Below are 16,338 nucleotides of genomic sequence, written 5' to 3'. Positions count from 1 at the left end.
ATAAACCCCGGTAATCCCCTGCTCTATGGATGCCTTTTCCCCCATTCCGCCCAATTGGACTGAATCTGCAGTTCATACCACTCAGTTCTGTTGTCCTCGCTGCGGCGCGGAAACCAGCAAGGCCCAGTCGGTTTGGATTAACCGTCGCTCCCCGGTCTACACCGAAAACCACCGGCGCAAGTGGCAAGAGTTTTACCACTGTGAGTGCAGCACCGTTTGGTGGGCCTGGAGCAGCGATCGGCCGGTAACGAATTTGGGGCAAGCGGAGGAAGAATAGGAGGCAGGGGCGACGCGGGAAGAAGATTCTGTCGCTGTTGCTTTACCCTCCTGCTCCTCTGCTTCTCTCCTCTTTGCTCCCCTGCCCTTCTGCTCCTTGCTATGACCCTTCACATCTTCGGCAGTCTCAACATGGATCTTGTCTGCCAGACGCCGCGTTTGCCGGTGCCGGGAGAGACGATTTTGGGGACTGAATTTACAACGGTGCCGGGAGGCAAGGGTGCAAATCAGGCGGTGGCGGCGGCGCGGTTAGGGGCAGCGGTGCGGATGGTGGGCCGGGTGGGGAATGATGCTTTTGGTCAGGCCCTAATTCAATCGCTGCAGGTAGAGGGAATTGAGACGGGGGATGTGCAGATAGAGGCGGGGGTAAGTTCTGGGGTGGCTGCGATCGCAGTTGATACCTCAGGCCGCAACCACATTATTGTGATTCCGGGAGCCAATGGCCGGGTTGCTCGTAGTGATGTTGAGCGGTTGTCAGCGAGGTTGGCTCCTGATGATACTTTGCTGCTGCAGTTTGAGGTGCCGCTGCCTGAAGTGATGGCGGCAGCAGCGACAGCGCAGCAGCAGGGCGTCACTGTGATAGTTGATCCGGCCCCGGTTCGCAATGATTTGCCAGAAGCGTTTTATGGCCTGGTCGACTGGCTCACGCCTAATCAGGTGGAAGCTGAACAGTTGGTAGGCTTTCCGGTAGCCGATCAAAAAAGCGCCGCTGCTGCCGCTAAGGTGCTGCGGCAGCGAGGCGCTAGAGCAATTGTGATCAAGCTAGGAGCTGAGGGCGTTTGGGTAGAAGCTGCCGATGCTGCCTTTCCGGTTCCTGCTTTTGAGGTGCCAGTGGTCGATACCGTTGCCGCTGGAGATGCTTTTAATGGGGGGCTGGCTGTTGCTCTTTCAGAGGGAGTGTCATTGCTAGAAGCAGCTCGGTTTGCAACAGCGACAGCGGCTCTGTCAGTCTCGCAAGCTGGGGCTCAGCCTTCTTTGCCGACACGGCAGGCCGTAGAAGCGCTCTTAGCGGCTCACATAGGCTAGTTTCTAAGCGAGCTACTAAGGAATGGCTCCTAAGAGGCAACGGATAGCCAAAGCTGACTCTAGTCTCCACCAACGCTGATAGGTGTGCCCACAATCTGAGCCTGAGTCAGATCTGTTCCTTCAAACGAAGCACCTGTTACGACTGCATGAAAGATGTCGGCTTGAGACAGGTCAGCCTCATCCAAGTTGGCGTTTTCTAGAATTGCGTTGGTCAAGAAAGCGTTGTTTAAGACAGCTCCCTCTAAGTTTGCTCCGGTCAGGTCAGCCCCTTCTAGATTGGTTTCTGTTAGGTTGGCTCCCTCTAAGTTTGCCAGCCTCAAATCGGCTCCAATCAGGTGGGCCTGGCTCAAGTCTGCACCAGACAGGTCACAGGCATAGCAAAGGTTAGTCTCTAACAACTGCTGCACGTGAGCAGGATTTTCTGCCTGCCCTGGGCCGGCCAACAAGAGGGGAAGCGCCAGCGATAGAGTGGATAAAGCAAAAAGTTTCATGGGTTCCCCCTTTAGCATTACAACATCCAGATAGCAGTGATGCTCTTTAACTAGTAACTAGCTCCTGATGGAATCTCGACTGTAGTATGATCTTTAGCCAAGGCAATCGCGAAGACGGGTCTTTAGAAAACTTTTGAGTACTAAGCTATTACTGTTAAGAACTAAGGCGCTTCCTAAGGGGTCTTGACGCGAGTTAGAATCCCTTCTAACTTAGTTTGATCTTGGCACATTCACTGGGCTCTGTCTGTTAGTTATAACCGTACCGCAACCAAACAATACAGGCACCCTGCTAGAGGCGTAAACCTGCTTTCCCTCATTAGATAGATCTTGCAATCAGATGCAGCAAAGGGTGGACAACGCCCACCCTTGTAGCCTGCAAGGCTTACCCACTGTTGTCTCAGCCCTCGACCGCAGGCTCAGGCGTTTGAGCTAAGAGCGGATCTAGCCGTCCAACCCGATCAAGTCCATAGAGGTCGTCACAACCGCCAATGTGATGGTCGTTGATAAAGATCTGCGGTACGGTTTTCCGCCCGCTGGCTCTGGCTGCCATTCGGACTCTAGCTCCACCATTGCCGTCGATTTTGTATTCAATGAAGCGAACGCCCTTCCACCAGAGCAGCAGCTTAGCCCGAATGCAGTAAGGGCAGGTCTGCCAGGTGTAGATCTCAACGTGAGCCTTAACCTGGTCTGAGGAGCGGTCTAAAAAACGGTCAAGCAAAGGAATCATAGCAGTCTGAAAAAGCGTCAGAGGGAAAGGTCTATTTCTTCAGAATACTGTGAACTTTCCCTCTGATAGGGTGCTAACCCTCGGCATCAAAGACTGTTTCGTCTTCTTTGCGCCAGGCTGGATCAACTAAACAAATAAAAACCAGCGGTTCCTGGCCGGTGTTGCGAATAAACTGCCGAGCATCGGGTGGAATATAAATGGCATCTCCCGGCTCGACTGTTTGGGTTTCATCATCAATGTGCATCTCTCCCTGGCCTTGGAGAATGTAATACACCTCTGAGGTTTTTAGGGCGTGAGGGGTAGAGACTTGCCCTACAGGGACAATGGCGTGGGCCAAGCTATAGCGCAGCTGGAGGGACTGCTTGTCAGGATGCAGTAGCTCCCTCAGTTGAGTACCATCGCCTGCAATAAATTCGGGGCAGTCTAGCAGTTTACGAATGAGCATTAGGTACAGAAGTGAGTAGATTTCCTGACGATTATGCCTCTAAACCATCGTTACGCTGTCGCTTCTAAAGCAGCCTTTAGAGTAAGCTGGCTGACCGCTCAGCCAACTCAGAGCGCTCTCCTTTGTAGAGGGTAATGTGTCCGGCAATGGCTTCTCCCTTAAAGCGCTCGACGACATAGGTTAGGCCGTTGCTGGCTGCATCGACGTAGGGGTTGTCGATCTGGTCTGGGTCGCCAGTCAGTACGATTTTGGTGCCCTCGCCTGCCCGCGTGAGAATAGTTTTGACTTCGTGGGGCGTCAGGTTTTGCGCTTCATCTACAATCAAAAACTGCTTGGGGATAGTGCGGCCTCGAATGTAGGTTAAGGGCTCAATTTGCAGTAGACCCTGGTCTTGCATTTCCTCATGGCCGCGTCGCCAGTGCTCGGGCTTGCCTCGGGAGTCTTGGGTGTTGAAGATCAGGTCAAAGTTGTCGTACAGGGGCTGCATCCAGGGGTTGAGCTTTTCCATCAAGTCTCCCGGCAGATATCCCAGATCGCGGCCCATTGGCACAATCGGCCGGGCAATTAGCAGGCGGGAGTAGAGCCGTTCGTCGGCAACTTTTTGTACGGCGGCTGCGATCGCAATCAGCGTTTTTCCTGTTCCCGCCTTGCCCACCAGCGTCACTAGAGAAATCGAGTCTCGCAGCAGCAGCTCAAAGGCAAAGCGCTGCTCCCGGTTGTGCGGGTAAATGCGAGATGCCCCAACATGAGAGAGCTTGCCAAGGGGCACTACCTTGCCGGTTTCACCTTCGACAAAGGCTAGCGCCGTGTGGGCCGGGTTGGCCTCATCTATCAGGGTAATGGCCTGGTTGGGATACAGCGGCACGTCTAGCACCACCGGGTCGCCCTTGAAAAGCTGAGCAATGGTGGCAGCGGGTACCAAAACCTCAGCGGTGCCCGTATAGAGATCGTCGATGTCGATCTTGTCGGTTTCATAGTCTTCGGCCACCAGCCCCACTGCATCTGCCTTAATCCGCAGATTGGTGTCTTTGCTGATGAGCACGACCGGAAAACTAGAGTTGTGCTTTAGCTCCATCGCCACAGCCAAAATGGCGTTGTCACCCTGGTCGCCTTCTAGCTCGGCGGGCAGCTGCAGCAGCGTATCTCGGTGGCAAAGGGCAACCCGCAGCGTGCCACCGTTATCTAGAGGAATGCCTTGGGTGAGCGAACCCCGCTGCCGCAGTTCGTCCAAGCGACGCGAAACGTGGCGGGCATTGCGGCCCGTTGCCTCAGTTTGCTTTTTAAAGCGATCGAGTTCTTCAATAATCGTAATTGGGAGAACTACGTCATTGTCCTCAAACCTCAGCATCGCTGTTGGATCATGAAGCAATACGTTGGTATCAAGAACAAACGCTTTTTTCATACAGCAGGATAACTCCCAGCAGGCTAGAGCGAAGAAACAAACAAAAACCCTTCAGATGCGCTTAGCTCAAAGGGCTCAGGCCAAAACGGGACGTTTTAGAGAGATCTCTAGAGTACGTCAAATCTACTGAAAATCCTGCTCTGGCCTAAAATCCTGCGGCTGTGTCCCGCAGGTCACTGCATTTTTTCTACGGCTAAAGCCGATCTCTATAACCGAAAGTAGACGCCGGTTTTGAGTTCGCCCTCTAGAGTTGAGATAGAGCTTGTTCGTCATTTTCTAGCGAGGCCGCCCTATGACTACTTCACATCAAGACGCCTTCGTCACGGATTTAATTGAAGGAACCCTGGCCTTAGTTTGGGATACGTCCCGCACCTTTTCCAAGGCTGTTAAGGAGGTCTCCAGAACCGTAGAAACGACCGTTGGTCCGGCCATTCACAGTACGGTGGAGCAGGGAACCGATACCATCGGCAGACTAGTAACCCCAATTGCCGAAAACCCGGCTGTGAAATATGCCACCAAAATTCCTGGCATGAGCTGGCTCATGGCGGCTCTAGGCCAGGTAGATGTGGATAATGTGCTGGTAGAAGTTGAGGCCCTCAAGCAGCAGCACCCTAGCGAGAGCCCTGCTGAGCTGGCTCAACGAGTGATGACTGAGTCGGCCTGGAATGCTGCTCAGGTGGGCCTAATTACGAACTTTATTCCGCCTTTGGCCTTTGCTACGGCAGCGCTAGATGCAGGGGCAGTCGCTGCTTTGCAGGCTAAGATGATCTACCGCATTGCCGCTATCTATGGCTTCTCGCCTAAGGAACCGGCCCGGCGGGGTGAGGTATTGGCTATTTGGGGGCTTTCCTCAGGTGGTTCTGGTGTCTTGAAAAGCGGCCTAAACCTGGTGGAGCTACTGCCTGGAATAGGTGCAGCGATTGGCGTTACAGCCGATGCAGCCCTGCTCTACGGTGTGGGATATCTGGCCTGCCAATTCTACGAAAATAAGCGCACTGTCCCGGTCTACGTGGTGCGGGAAGAGGTGCCTAGCAAAATTGAAATCGACTAGCCGCGCGCTCTATGCAGCTTGATTTTGACCTCTCTGGGGCTGCCTTGCAGAGCCGAGTACTCGATATTCACCAGCGACTGTGCGTTGAGTATGGCTGCCCAATCCGCTATTTCAGTAACCTCGATCCCTTGAGTGAGCTGGTTTCGGCGCTGCTGTCTCATCGCACTAAGAATCGAGATTCTCACCGGGCTTTTCTGCAGTTGCGATCGCAGTTTGAGACTTGGGAGGCGGTGCGAGACGGAGATCCGGCGGCGGTTGAAGTTGCGATCGCGCCCTGCACTTGGCCCGAGCAAAAAGCGCCCCGGCTTCAGGCTATCTTGCGGGAGCTGACGCAGCGGCTGGGTGAACCGCTCTCTCTAGACTTTCTAGCAGACCTGCCGGTGTCCAAGGCGCGGGTCTGGCTGGAGGAAATTCCCGGTATTGGTCCCAAGACCAGTGCCGCCGTGCTGTCTTTTAGCACCCTGCGCCGTCCGGCGTTGCCAGTAGATAGCCACCACCATCGAGTGGCCCAGCGACTGGGGTTAATTCCCAAAACGCTAGCGGTTGGCCCAGCTCATGCTGTTTTAGAAGCGCAGCTGCCGCCCCATTGGGATGCGCAACAGGTTTATGACAATCATGAAGTTCTCATGCTGCATGGTCAGCGAGTTTGCCATTATCGCAAGCCAAGTTGCGATCGCTGCTGCCTGCTCGACCTCTGCCCCTCCGGCCAGCAGCGAGAGTCGGCGGGCTAATCGCTACCGACTTATTGAGTGAAGACCACCCAGGTATTGCGACCAGCAGATTTGGCTTGGTAAAGGGCTTTATCTGCCTGATGAAAAATCTCATCAATAGACTGAACCCCTCCCTCACACCCTGAAATACCTGTGCTGACAGTAATGTGCAGGTTCTCGGAGCCAGCGGGAATGGGCAGGCTATTGATCATTTCCCGAATTCGCTCGGCCACCTCCGTTGCCTTTTGAAGTGGTGTCTCCGGCAAAATGATGCTAAATTCTTCACCGCCATAACGCCCGATTAAATCGACCTCTCGAAGGGCTTCTGTGAGAACCGATGCGACAGTTTGAATAACGACGTCTCCAACGGGGTGCCCATAGGTGTCGTTGATCCGCTTAAAGTGATCGATATCGACCATCAGCACAGAAAAAGCCCGCCCATACCGCTGGGCGCGAGAAAGCTCTTGAGTCGCAGCTTCAAACAGATACCGACGGTTGAGCAACCCTGTGAGGCCATCGGTTTTAGCAAGGCGCTCCATTTCAACGAGAGCTGTTCTGAGTTCGCTAAAAGTATGTTTCAGCATCAGGTGTGTCTTAACTCGCGCCAGCAGTTCGGGTTTACTAAAGGGCTTTGTGACATAGTCTGCGGCCCCCTGCTCAAAGGCCTGAAGTAAGTGCTCCGACTCGTGACTAGCGGTGAGAAAAATAATCGGAATTTCTGGATAGGTAGCCTTCAAAGCGCTACAGACTTCTAGGCCATCGACTCCTGGCATCATCAGATCTAGCAGCACGAGATCAGGTTGGGCTGCTTTGAACCGGCTGATCGCCTGTGAGCCGTTGTTGGCAAAGGTAGTTGCATACCCTGTTTCGTCGAGCATACTGCCGACAATTTGAAGGTTCATAGGAGCGTCATCCACAACGAGGATTAAGTAGTCCTCTGGGTTGAAGCGCTTGAGCATTACGGCATATCCTCTTTTTGGCAAAGCTCACAAACTAATCGTCGCACTTCTGGAAATTTCTCAACATCCTGGGATAACTTTTCCCAATTGAACTCTTTCACCGATGTTTGCAAAAGGGCGGCGTAGTCTGTCAGCATTTGGCAGAAATGCTCCTGCCCCCAGGTATCTAATCGGTTAATAAACCGATTAATTTCGCGACTCTTGAGCGTGCGCCGAAGCTCAGACCAAACGGTTTCCTCCTCTTCGTGCAGATGCTCAAGCAACTGTGAGCTATCAACTACATGGCTTAAATGGCTTCTATTGGGTGCGTTGAGCTGTTCGTTGGGCAGTGAGCGCTGCGAATCTATGCTAGAAACCTTTAAGTATTTCTTGAGCTCTATGGCTAGTTGAGGACAGCTTACCGGCTTACGCAAAAAGCCCTGGCACAGCTGTGCTATTTCTGCTTCGTTTTGACTACAGCATAGAGCCGTTAAAACTACGATTGGAATACTTCGGGTTTGGGGATTGGCCTTGAGCTGGGCAGCGACCTCTTGTCCTTCCATCTCAGGCATTTTGAGGTCTAACAAAATTAGATCAGGGTGATGAATTTGAGCGAGATGGATGGCTTCTTGCCCTGCTTCTGCAGTTAGAACGGTATGGTGGGTTCTGGCAAAATACCCCTGAATTAACGCCTGGTTGGAGGCCACGTCGTCTACGACCAGGAGCGTGCTGGGCGCAAACTGACTCAGGTCGTTGTCTTGGTCCACTGAGGGGACAATTGCGGTTAAGACTGATTCAGCTGAGGGCACATCAGGAAATACCAGCGTAAACAGGCAGCCCTGCCCGAGTTCACTCTGTAGAGTAATGGTGCCCCCCAGCATTCGAGTCAAGCGTTGAGTGATGGCCAGTCCTAGGCCAGTACCGCCATACATTCGATTGCTTTGGCCTGCACTTTGGGTGAAGGCTTCAAAAATTCGGCTTTGCTGGTCTCGCGCAATACCAATGCCGCTGTCTTGTACGGTAATTTCTAACCAGTTTTTTTCGCCTTCTGCAGTTGGGTAAGTTTGGGCGCGAGCCGTAATCCGAATCAGGCCCTGCTCTGTAAATTTGAGCGCGTTGCCCACAACGTTGAACAAAATTTGCCGGAGCCGCACCTCATCAATTCGAATTGAGGTGGGTATGCTTTCTTCGAGGGTGACCTGTAGGGTCAGGCGTTTCTCGGCGGCTCTTTGGCTAAAGATTTGCTGAATTTCTTCAATTAGCGATCGCACATTCACTGCTTCGTACTGCAGCTCGAGCTTGCCAGCCTCGATCTTAGACAGATCTAGGATGTCGTCGATTAGATCCATCAGCGCCTTACCGCTAACCGCAATCGCCTGTAGGTAGGACTTGGCTTCAGGTTCGGCAACCATTGACTGCAGCAGGTTGGTAAAGCCCAAAATGGCATTCATTGGCGTGCGAATCTCGTGGCTCATATTGGCCAGAAACTCGCTCTTTGTGCGGTTCGCTGCTTCTGCTGCCGCTGTAGCCTCCAGCAGAGCCAAGTTATTGACGGTCAACTCTTCGCTTCTGAGGGTTTCCTGCTGCAGTAGGGTTGCTTGCGCTAGGGCAATGCCAACTTGAGCCGCCACTGCTTCTAGCAGTTCAATTTCATCGGTTGACCACTCTCGGCTGCGATCGCACTGCTGCAGGACAATCACCCCATTGGTTTCTCCTTGATAGGAGGTGCGTACTGCCAAGGTGGATTGAGCCTGAGCGTGAGGAGAACTAGCCGATCGCGACAAAAGCTGGTCTGAAAGCAGGGAGGAGGCAATGGCTCTATCTTGCGCGGTTAGCAGCTCCAAGTAAGCATTGCCCGATACAGGATTCGTCGTCCCCTGCCTGGAGGGGCACTCGGCAGTTAAATATTCAGCAACGACTAGGGTTTGAGGTATCGGTGCCGAAACGTAAGTATGAATGAGGCAACAACTCACGCCAAAGGCTTGCCCCACCTGCACGGCAGCTGTCTGGAAGATGTCTTCTGCCTTTAGGCTCTGACGGATCTCTTGGGTAATTGTTTTCAGCAGTGCGGCCTGTTCTAGCTGCTTTTGCAGGGCGTTGACTGCTCGCTGTCGCTCTAGTTCGCCGCCGACCCATTGAGCCATCAGCTTGAGAATTTGCTGATCAACCGCTCGAAAGGGTTTGTGAGCCGGTTGATGGCTGCAAAAACACAGAACTCCACACGTTTCACCAGAGACCTTGATCCGCATGCCGATGTAGCTCTCCATGCCTAGACTCGCACCAGGGTGTAAGCCCCAAGCAGATTGGCTAGAGGACTCAATATAGAGGGGTTCTTCTGAGTGGAGGGCTTCTAGGCAGTAGGTTTTTCGAACGTCTAAGATATCTCCCGACATAATTGAATTGTCTGGGGTGTGGGCGTTGACTATCTCATAGCGGTTGCCCTGAACCTGCGCCAGTATCCCGTGATCAAGATTGAAGTGCTGGCACCCCATCACCAAAACCTGTTGAAATCGCTCACTAAAGCTGAGTCGATAGTCAGCTGTAACATCGTAAAGGGCTTGAATTGTGGCTTCGTTCTCGCGCCGATCTGTGTTGGACTGCTTTAGGTCAGACGGGCTGGGGAAGGCTGAGATCTGCGGCAGCAGCGGCACCAGTTCAAGCGCTGCGAACAGGGAAATCAGTGCGGTAATGGCCTTCATACCACCCGAGAGCCAGTAGGTTGGATACCAAAGTGTCCAAATTTCTAAAAGATGGGTCGTGCCGCAGGAAATAATGAACGCGCCAAACAGCAAAAATATTTGTTTAAACGGCAAGTCTCGTCGCTGATAGACAAAGTAAAACAGCGTTAGCGCAATGGAATAGTATGCGATCGCAATCAGTGCGTCTGCCGCAATGTGTAGGCCCACTAGCCCTGTTTGCCAGAGGTCGCAGTGGCCGTAGGGAACAAAGAAGCCACTGCTAAAAATTGTTTTCAGATAACTGACCATAGGGCGGGCTGTACTGAGTAGCAGATGAGATTTGTGAAATTTAGAATTTCCATCTCAGTATTCCCAGGTAAGATTTTTGTCTGTAGCTGTTTATGATCTGCTAGACCCTGCAAAACTTCATCTCTTCAATTTCTTTGCAAAGTTGCCGGAATAGTTCATCAGAGAATGCTAAGAAAACTATAGCTACCCATTTGAGTGCAGCAGGTACACGCTATATATCCACGCTATATATCTATGTATAGAATCGGCATATCGTTAAAGTCCTGGGGAGTTTTGCTGGCAGCAGGATGCCTCTGGGGCAGTGCTCCTGCCAGCACCTGGGCAGCACCTGAACCTGCCATTGAGCCTTCCCCCTCAGAATCAGTTGAAACGCCCGCTGCTGAAGCAAGCTCTCCCGCTGAGGATGTTTCTGCGATTAGAAATACTCCACGAGCGCTGCCAATGGCGGTGACTCCGGTGCCGGTACCGCCTTTCCCAGAGACCGTTCCAGAGGCGATTTCTCCCGATCCGGCTGGGCTAGTGGGGCTCCATCCTACCGAGGAGGCTGATCTAGGCATAGGCCATCTGCGGCCGAAGCAAGTCTCTTCCCTTCAAGACAGCAGCTGGCCCCAAAGCCCCACGGCCAATGCTAGCTGGCTGCGTGATGTGACCTTACCCATTTACGCAGCTCCCGAAGGAGAACCCTGGGGCTGGTTCATCAATGGCTGGCTAGTAACAGATCAGGCCGACCCTCTGGCAGTCGGTAGAGATGCAGCCTTTTCTATGCTGCACACCTACTCTGGCCTTTACACGTTTCCAGTGATGGAGGTCCGTCCAGACGGTTGGTTCCGCTTCCAGTACACCCCTGTGGGTACGGCCTGGGCCCATGTCTCTCATCTCAACTTGGGCTCGGTAGAACTGACGCTGGAAACCTGGGAAGATCGGTTCTTATCAGCGGGTTGGATTGAGTTTCGTAAGCATGGAGCCTCTCATGCGTTGATGCCGCAGCCTGAGAGCGGGCAAAGTCTGCAGGCGCTGATTAGCCCCAACAGCTTGATTGAGCCGCTGGAGTTTGAGGGAGACTGGGCACGGGTACGAGTGACCCAGCCGGTTGATGCCTGCGCGCCTCTACCAGGGGCCGGTACTCAGGAAGGATGGATTCGTTGGCGCACAGGTGAGCAAGATTCGTTGGTATGGTTTCCGCCGGAAGGGTGCTGATATAGCCTGAGTCAAAAAAAGGCTGTTGTTGAACCCCTAAGCTAGAGAAGGATCCTGACGCCATTGCCACCGGCTTTATGGCAATGACAATAACCGCTAAGTAAGCTGCCGAAAACATCATTCCCAAATCAACATTCTTGCGGTAAGGAATGCAAACTGCTGCTGCTGTAGTTAGCTCTAGCCCAGGCGCAGGGCGCTTTGGGCTGAAGTCCCCCCAAGCAAACACGGCATATGTTTTTATCGGTAGATACGCTTCCCCAAGACCGGCAGCAGCGCAACTGTGAAATTAAAAAAGTAGGGCTGCACTACTGGCAGCAGCTATATCAGGCCGGCATTCCTAAGGATGATGCCCGTAAGATTGCGGCTGCGATCGCAAAATTTGACGTTGCCCAAAGACCTCCAGCGCCAGACCAAGCCCAATTAATTGAGTGCTACAGTCCACTCATCTGTCGAGCCCGGCTGTGGCGACGAGATCTACTCCAGTGGCAGGCCCAAGCACAGATTTCTAAACGAGGCTTTTGAAGGGTTCATCTAGCTCAGCCATCACAGGCGGGTTTAATCGGGCTCGGTCCAAAATTGCGCCTTCTAACTGCGCTCCAGTCAGATCCGCCTCAACCAAAATTGCTCTAGTCAGGTCGGCGTAGCGCAGATCTGCCCCACTCAAGTTAGCTCCTGTTAAGTCTGCATAGCTCAAATTTGCCCGCTGCAAATCGGCTCCTGTCAGCACACTGCCTCTCAAGTTAGCAAGGCGCAAGTCACTCTCCCTCAAGCGGGCACTTGATAAGTCAGCCCTCTCCAAGTGAGCCCTAATCAAAACGCTCCGCTCCAGATTCACCCGCTTTAAGTTGGCCTCCGACAGATTCGCTCGCCATAGCTTAGCCCCTGTAAGGTTGCCTCCCTCCAGCACAGCCTGGGGCAAATGAGCACAGGTCAGATCTGCATAACACAGCTGCACATCAGGAAAACATACGCCTGGCATCCAAGCCTCGCGAAAATCCAGGTGGCTAAAATCTCGACAGCCTGCCGAGTACATATCCAAAAGCTGCATCATATCTATCGTGCCTGTGGAAAATCCGTCACCCTCAAAACTGGCCACGACAGATGGGAGAACAAATTCACTAGTCCTCAATCTGTCTGCCCCTCTAGCACCTACAGAGAAATAAACCTAATCTCACCAGTTGCCTATTCAAACCCTCAGCGTGGGCACTGGCACCAGCTCGGTCGTGCTTAGCATCGACACACATCTGCGATTCGATCCCAAGGTTGTTGAGCTTGATCTAACCATCACCAGCTTGGTCGTTAGTCATAAATATTTCTAAGGGGAGATTGTAAACTTATGCAATATGTAAACTAATGTAACAATTTATAATTAATCTTGCAATGTGTCTGAGTGAGCTAAAGTGCCAACCACACGGCTATGTTGCGCATGTTGACGACCGTACAACAGCTACAAAAAAGACCTCCCAAATAAGGAGGCCCTTTGACTTTAGAAAAGACGGCAATAGTCAATGCAGTGTCAGGACAGCCTTAAGCAGACTACCTCCACTACGCGTTTTTTAGTTAGCCGATCGTTTTTGTAGAACGGCCAGCATTTGCTCTCGCACAGCAGCAGCCCAGATATCAAAATCGGGACGGCAGGCAATGGCACTCTGGTCAAGCTGAGTCTGCCCTTGGGGTGCTCTGCCTCTGTAAGTAGACTGCTCAGTCGAACTTGCCATAGATTTATGCCCTCGCTAGAAGAAAACTCCCTTAATCCTTGGTCTAACAAATGCAGAAGAGACTGTCAGTCCTACCAAAGATTACAGATGCCGTTTTTGCATGAGCTTTGCAGAAAAGACGCATACAAACCCTGCTCGGCTAGCCATAGACCTGAGTTGGGTGCAAAAACCACGCTTCTAAAATGGGTTCGTCTAATGTTCGTCTAACGTAGGAACCAGGTTTTCTGAACCCTCAGAATTCTCTCCAACGCTTACGACCTGTGAACCATAGTCTCCCGGATACTATGCGTCTCATGCAGCATCGGCGGCGCAGCTGAATCTAAGTCGCCCACGTAGACACCCAGAGACTGAGCCACCTGCAGCATGGTGTGGTCTCGCTCGACTGGGCTGGGGCAAATTCCCTGCTCGTGGCAGCGGCGAACAACTTGAAGCACCTGATCTAGAGGCTCAGACTGCACCTGGCCTGCCCGCCAAATGACTAAACGGCTAAAGCGGCCTTCGGCGATCAGGTCGACGGCTTTTTTACCAAAGGCGGAGGCCAGCAGCCGATCAAAGGAGGTGGGTATGCCGCTGCGCTGAATATGGCCTAGAACTGAGGCTCGCGTTTCCACTTGATCTAGATCGCAATAGATTTGATCTCCGGTCAGACAAAGGGTACGGCTGCGATCGTGGATCAGTTGCGCCAGGGTATCGCCAATGCACCTGTCTTTCTCGCCGTTCTCGCCACCGACGCCTTCAGCAACGACTACCAGGGCAAATTTACGCCCAGCTCGCCGCATTTCTGCAACCTTTTCACAAATTTGCGTGACTACTGTAGAGGTTAGCTGAGGCACCAGTTCGGGGATCAAGATTACATCAGCGCCTCCAGCAATGCCGGAATAGAGCGCTAGGTGCCCAGCATTGCGGCCCATCACCTGCACCACCATGACGCGGTCGTGGCTAGCGGCAGTAAACGTCAAATCATAGAGGGCATTGGTAACCGTTTCGACTGCAGTGCCAAAACCCACCGACTGCTCGGTAAAAGGCACATCGTTGTCGATGGTTTTGGGAATGCCGATGATGTTCCAGCCGCCCTGTTTAGCTAGTTCATAAATAATGTCGAGACTGCCGTCGCCGCCGATCGCAACCAACGCATCTAGCCCTAACCGCTGATAGCCCTCTAGGATCTTGGCAGCGACCTCTGGCTGTTGGGGATTGCCTTTACTGAGCGATCCCAGAATGCTGCCGCTGAGAAACTGCAGTACGTCTAGCCCCTGCAAGATCCCAGGAATGTTGTAACCATGCTCCTGCAGCCGCAGATCGTCTGGTTTGTAATGCCCCTCGGTAACGCTGATAAAACCATCTGTGCCGTAGGGAATGCCAAACACATCCCAACCCCTGCGATTGGCACACTTCACGACTGCTCGGATGACGGCATTGAGCCCGGGGCAGTCTCCGCCGCTGGTAAGAATGCCAATGCGTTTTCGCGTATTCATGTTGTCTCCGGTATAGGGGCGAGCTGAGGTCTTGGCTCTGCCCCTCAGCATATTACGCCAGGTCAAAACCTTGACTCTGACGGCACAATCGCTAATAAAAAGTCAGAACTGTTGATGCTTCTAGACGGCTTAAAGGTAGCGAAGTCTGATTTTTGGATGGGTTCAAGACCTGGTTCAACTAGCTCTATCAGGGCATTCTTTTTCGCTATAGTGGGGAGTTGCACAAGCGATGGGAACCCCAAAATGGCACGGTTAGCACTGTTGAGTACCTCAGACAAGACTGGGATTGTAGAGCTGGCGAAAACGCTAGTTGCGGAGTTTGAGTTCGATATTATCAGCAGTGGCGGAACAGCTAAAACTCTAATTGAGGCCGGGGTTCCGGTGACAAAGGTATCGGACTACACCGGCTCACCAGAAATTTTAGGAGGCCGGGTCAAGACGCTGCACCCCCGTATTCACGGCGGCATTTTGGCGCGGCAGGACTTGCCTGAAGACCAAAAGGATCTAGCTGATAACAGCATTCGCCCTCTGGATTTGGTGGTTGTGAACCTTTATCCCTTTGAGCAAACGATTGCTAAAGAGGGAGTGACGCTGCCGGAAGCGATTGAGCAAATCGACATTGGCGGCCCAGCGATGCTGCGGGCAGCAGCGAAGAACCACCAGTACCTGACGGTGCTGTGCCGTCCGGCTCAGTATGAGGCGTATTTAGAGGCGATGCGATCGCACCAAGGCACCGTTCCCCTTGCCTTTCGGCAAACCTGCGCCCGCGAAGCCTTTTGGCACACGGCCACTTACGACCAGGCCATTGCCACCTATTTAACCGAGCAGACTGAGTCAGAAGCGGCCGCTGAGGGGTTGCCAGAACGCTGGACCCTGGCCGGGACTCAGCGCCAGTCTCTACGCTACGGTGAGAACCCACACCAGCCTGCGGCCTGGTACCAAACCGGCGCGACGTCCACCGGCTGGGCTGCCGCAGAGCAGCTCCAGGGCAAAGAACTCAGCTACAACAATCTGGTGGATCTAGAGGCGGCTCGCCGCATTATTGCCGAGTTTCCGGCGGATCGGCCAGCGGCGGCAGTGCTCAAACACACTAACCCTTGTGGCGTAGCGATGGGCGATACGTTAGCGGCTGCCTACCGCTCTGCCTTTGATGCCGACGCCACTTCAGCCTTTGGCGGCATTGTCTCTCTGAATCGCCCGATCGATGCTGAAACGGCCCAAATCCTAACCGGAACCTTTCTAGAGTGCATTGTTGCCCCCGGTTGTGACGCTGATGCTCGTGAGATTTTGGCTAAGAAAAGCAACCTGCGGGTGCTGGTGCTGTCCGATCTGCACCAAGGGCCAGCCTTGGCGGTAAATGCGATCGCAGGTGGCTTCCTGCTGCAGACCCCCGACACCTACGCCGACGATCCAGCCCACTGGCAGATTGTCACCGACCAAAAACCGACCGACGAGGAGCTGAGCGAAATGCTCTTTGCTTGGCGAGTGGTGAAGCACGTCAAGTCCAACGCCATTGTCGTTACTCGCAACCACCAGACACTAGGCGTCGGGGCCGGACAGATGAACCGAGTCGGCTCAGTGCAAATTGCCCTAGCCCAAGCTGGTGAAAAAGCCCAAAGCGCAACCCTTGCCAGCGATGGCTTCTTTCCCTTCGACGACTCTGTACGAACCGCTGCCGCCGCCGGAATTCGCCTGATTGTGCAGCCAGGAGGTAGTCGCCGTGACGAAGACTCGATCAAAGCCGCCAATGAGCTGGGCGTTATTATGGCCCTTACAGGGGTTCGGCATTTCTTGCATTAAGACTGAAGGCAGGGGAGCAAAGAGGCAGGATCGCGTTTCCTCCACTCCTTGCTCCCCTACCCATCCACCCCCACTCCTTGTTCCCCCACTCATCC

16 protein-coding genes are annotated in these 16,338 nt (G+C 53.3%); 7 read left to right on the top strand and 9 right to left on the bottom strand.

Annotated elements, in window-relative coordinates; genetic code table 11:
• Positions 1–25: 25 nt before the first annotated feature.
• Both H6G13_RS02790 and rbsK read left to right on the top strand, forming a co-directional pair.
• Positions 26–277: a hypothetical protein gene (locus H6G13_RS02790; protein ID WP_190481639.1), complete on the top strand. Its 252-nt coding sequence runs from the start codon at positions 26–28 to the stop codon at positions 275–277.
• A gap of 101 nt (positions 278–378) precedes the next feature.
• Positions 379–1,302 (top strand): ribokinase, encoded by a 924-nt coding sequence (gene rbsK, locus H6G13_RS02785; RefSeq protein WP_190481638.1) that lies wholly within the window; start codon positions 379–381, stop codon positions 1,300–1,302.
• Positions 1,303–1,361: 59 nt separating this feature from the next.
• Here the strand turns inward: rbsK and H6G13_RS02780 are convergent, their stop codons facing one another.
• The 4 genes from H6G13_RS02780 to H6G13_RS02765 all read right to left on the bottom strand — a co-directional run bounded on the left by H6G13_RS02780 (position 1,362) and on the right by H6G13_RS02765 (position 4,367).
• Complete coding sequence (locus H6G13_RS02780) at positions 1,362–1,793, bottom strand: pentapeptide repeat-containing protein (protein WP_190481637.1); 432 nt, start codon at positions 1,791–1,793, stop codon at positions 1,362–1,364.
• Positions 1,794–2,190: 397 nt separating this feature from the next.
• Complete coding sequence (grxC, locus tag H6G13_RS02775; RefSeq protein WP_190481636.1) at positions 2,191–2,520, bottom strand: glutaredoxin 3; 330 nt, start codon at positions 2,518–2,520, stop codon at positions 2,191–2,193.
• Positions 2,521–2,593: 73 nt separating this feature from the next.
• Positions 2,594–2,965, bottom strand: coding sequence for a cupin domain-containing protein (locus H6G13_RS02770; RefSeq protein WP_190481635.1), 372 nt, complete (start codon positions 2,963–2,965; stop codon positions 2,594–2,596).
• 76 nt (positions 2,966–3,041) lie between these two features.
• Positions 3,042–4,367, bottom strand: a complete 1,326-nt coding sequence (locus H6G13_RS02765) for a PhoH family protein (RefSeq protein WP_190481634.1) — start codon at positions 4,365–4,367, stop codon at positions 3,042–3,044.
• Between the two features lie 292 nt (positions 4,368–4,659).
• Here H6G13_RS02765 and H6G13_RS02760 point away from each other — a divergent pair, with 292 nt between their 5' ends.
• Both H6G13_RS02760 and H6G13_RS02755 read left to right on the top strand, forming a co-directional pair.
• Complete coding sequence (locus H6G13_RS02760; protein ID WP_190481633.1) at positions 4,660–5,418, top strand: EcsC family protein; 759 nt, start codon at positions 4,660–4,662, stop codon at positions 5,416–5,418.
• 11 nt (positions 5,419–5,429) lie between these two features.
• Positions 5,430–6,149 carry a Fe-S cluster assembly protein HesB gene (locus H6G13_RS02755; protein ID WP_190481632.1) on the top strand — a complete coding sequence of 240 codons (720 nt, stop codon included), beginning with the start codon at positions 5,430–5,432 and terminating at the stop codon, positions 6,147–6,149.
• An 11-nt stretch (positions 6,150–6,160) separates the two neighbouring features.
• Here the strand turns inward: H6G13_RS02755 and H6G13_RS02750 are convergent, their stop codons facing one another.
• A complete protein-coding gene (locus H6G13_RS02750; protein WP_190481631.1) occupies positions 6,161–7,087 on the bottom strand; it encodes a PleD family two-component system response regulator in 927 nt (308 codons plus the stop codon).
• Complete coding sequence (locus H6G13_RS02745; RefSeq protein ID WP_190481630.1) at positions 7,087–10,053, bottom strand: ATP-binding protein; 2,967 nt, start codon at positions 10,051–10,053, stop codon at positions 7,087–7,089. The genes H6G13_RS02750 and H6G13_RS02745 overlap by 1 nt, the downstream gene beginning before the upstream one ends.
• A 234-nt stretch (positions 10,054–10,287) precedes the next feature.
• On the opposite strand from H6G13_RS02745, the gene H6G13_RS02740 reads away from it, so the two are divergent.
• Both H6G13_RS02740 and H6G13_RS02735 read left to right on the top strand, forming a co-directional pair.
• A complete protein-coding gene (locus H6G13_RS02740; RefSeq protein ID WP_190481629.1) occupies positions 10,288–11,250 on the top strand; it encodes a hypothetical protein in 963 nt (320 codons plus the stop codon).
• A gap of 231 nt (positions 11,251–11,481) precedes the next feature.
• Positions 11,482–11,772 carry a hypothetical protein gene (locus H6G13_RS02735; RefSeq protein WP_190481628.1) on the top strand — a complete coding sequence of 97 codons (291 nt, stop codon included), beginning with the start codon at positions 11,482–11,484 and terminating at the stop codon, positions 11,770–11,772.
• Here H6G13_RS02735 and H6G13_RS02730 read toward each other — a convergent pair.
• From H6G13_RS02730 to H6G13_RS02720, 3 genes are all read right to left on the bottom strand, one after another.
• A complete protein-coding gene (locus H6G13_RS02730; protein ID WP_190481627.1) occupies positions 11,756–12,346 on the bottom strand; it encodes a pentapeptide repeat-containing protein in 591 nt (196 codons plus the stop codon). The two genes, H6G13_RS02735 and H6G13_RS02730, sit on opposite strands and share 17 nt — an antisense overlap.
• 460 nt (positions 12,347–12,806) lie before the next feature.
• Complete coding sequence (locus H6G13_RS02725) at positions 12,807–12,968, bottom strand: hypothetical protein (protein WP_190481626.1); 162 nt, start codon at positions 12,966–12,968, stop codon at positions 12,807–12,809.
• Positions 12,969–13,219: 251 nt separating this feature from the next.
• Positions 13,220–14,443: an ATP-dependent 6-phosphofructokinase gene (locus H6G13_RS02720; RefSeq protein ID WP_190481625.1), complete on the bottom strand. Its 1,224-nt coding sequence runs from the start codon at positions 14,441–14,443 to the stop codon at positions 13,220–13,222.
• Between the two features lie 243 nt (positions 14,444–14,686).
• Here H6G13_RS02720 and purH point away from each other — a divergent pair, with 243 nt between their 5' ends.
• Positions 14,687–16,243, top strand: coding sequence for a bifunctional phosphoribosylaminoimidazolecarboxamide formyltransferase/IMP cyclohydrolase (gene purH, locus H6G13_RS02715; RefSeq protein ID WP_190481624.1), 1,557 nt, complete (start codon positions 14,687–14,689; stop codon positions 16,241–16,243).
• Positions 16,244–16,338 lie beyond the last annotated feature (95 nt).

The organism is Pseudanabaena sp. FACHB-2040 (assembly GCF_014696715.1).
GTDB lineage: Bacteria > Cyanobacteriota > Cyanobacteriia > Phormidesmidales > Phormidesmidaceae > JACVSF01.
The sequence above is the reverse complement of the archived record's forward strand: the minus strand, read 5'-3'. Positions and strand labels throughout refer to the sequence as shown.

What these genes read in the sequence shown, in the direction of transcription:
- H6G13_RS02770 (WP_190481635.1), bottom strand. Translation starts at nt 2,965, where the DNA reads ATGCTCATTCGTAAACTGCTAGACTGCCCCGAATTTATTGCAGGCGAT.
- H6G13_RS02780 (WP_190481637.1), bottom strand. Translation starts at nt 1,793, where the DNA reads ATGAAACTTTTTGCTTTATCCACTCTATCGCTGGCGCTTCCCCTCTTG.
- grxC (WP_190481636.1), bottom strand. Translation starts at nt 2,520, where the DNA reads ATGATTCCTTTGCTTGACCGTTTTTTAGACCGCTCCTCAGACCAGGTT.
- purH (WP_190481624.1), top strand. Translation starts at nt 14,687, where the DNA reads ATGGCACGGTTAGCACTGTTGAGTACCTCAGACAAGACTGGGATTGTA.
- H6G13_RS02725 (WP_190481626.1), bottom strand. Translation starts at nt 12,968, where the DNA reads ATGGCAAGTTCGACTGAGCAGTCTACTTACAGAGGCAGAGCACCCCAA.
- H6G13_RS02740 (WP_190481629.1), top strand. Translation starts at nt 10,288, where the DNA reads ATGTATAGAATCGGCATATCGTTAAAGTCCTGGGGAGTTTTGCTGGCA.
- H6G13_RS02765 (WP_190481634.1), bottom strand. Translation starts at nt 4,367, where the DNA reads ATGAAAAAAGCGTTTGTTCTTGATACCAACGTATTGCTTCATGATCCA.
- H6G13_RS02790 (WP_190481639.1), top strand. Translation starts at nt 26, where the DNA reads ATGGATGCCTTTTCCCCCATTCCGCCCAATTGGACTGAATCTGCAGTT.
- rbsK (WP_190481638.1), top strand. Translation starts at nt 379, where the DNA reads ATGACCCTTCACATCTTCGGCAGTCTCAACATGGATCTTGTCTGCCAG.
- H6G13_RS02735 (WP_190481628.1), top strand. Translation starts at nt 11,482, where the DNA reads ATGTTTTTATCGGTAGATACGCTTCCCCAAGACCGGCAGCAGCGCAAC.
- H6G13_RS02720 (WP_190481625.1), bottom strand. Translation starts at nt 14,443, where the DNA reads ATGAATACGCGAAAACGCATTGGCATTCTTACCAGCGGCGGAGACTGC.
- H6G13_RS02755 (WP_190481632.1), top strand. Translation starts at nt 5,430, where the DNA reads ATGCAGCTTGATTTTGACCTCTCTGGGGCTGCCTTGCAGAGCCGAGTA.
- H6G13_RS02745 (WP_190481630.1), bottom strand. Translation starts at nt 10,053, where the DNA reads ATGGTCAGTTATCTGAAAACAATTTTTAGCAGTGGCTTCTTTGTTCCC.
- H6G13_RS02760 (WP_190481633.1), top strand. Translation starts at nt 4,660, where the DNA reads ATGACTACTTCACATCAAGACGCCTTCGTCACGGATTTAATTGAAGGA.
- H6G13_RS02750 (WP_190481631.1), bottom strand. Translation starts at nt 7,087, where the DNA reads ATGCTCAAGCGCTTCAACCCAGAGGACTACTTAATCCTCGTTGTGGAT.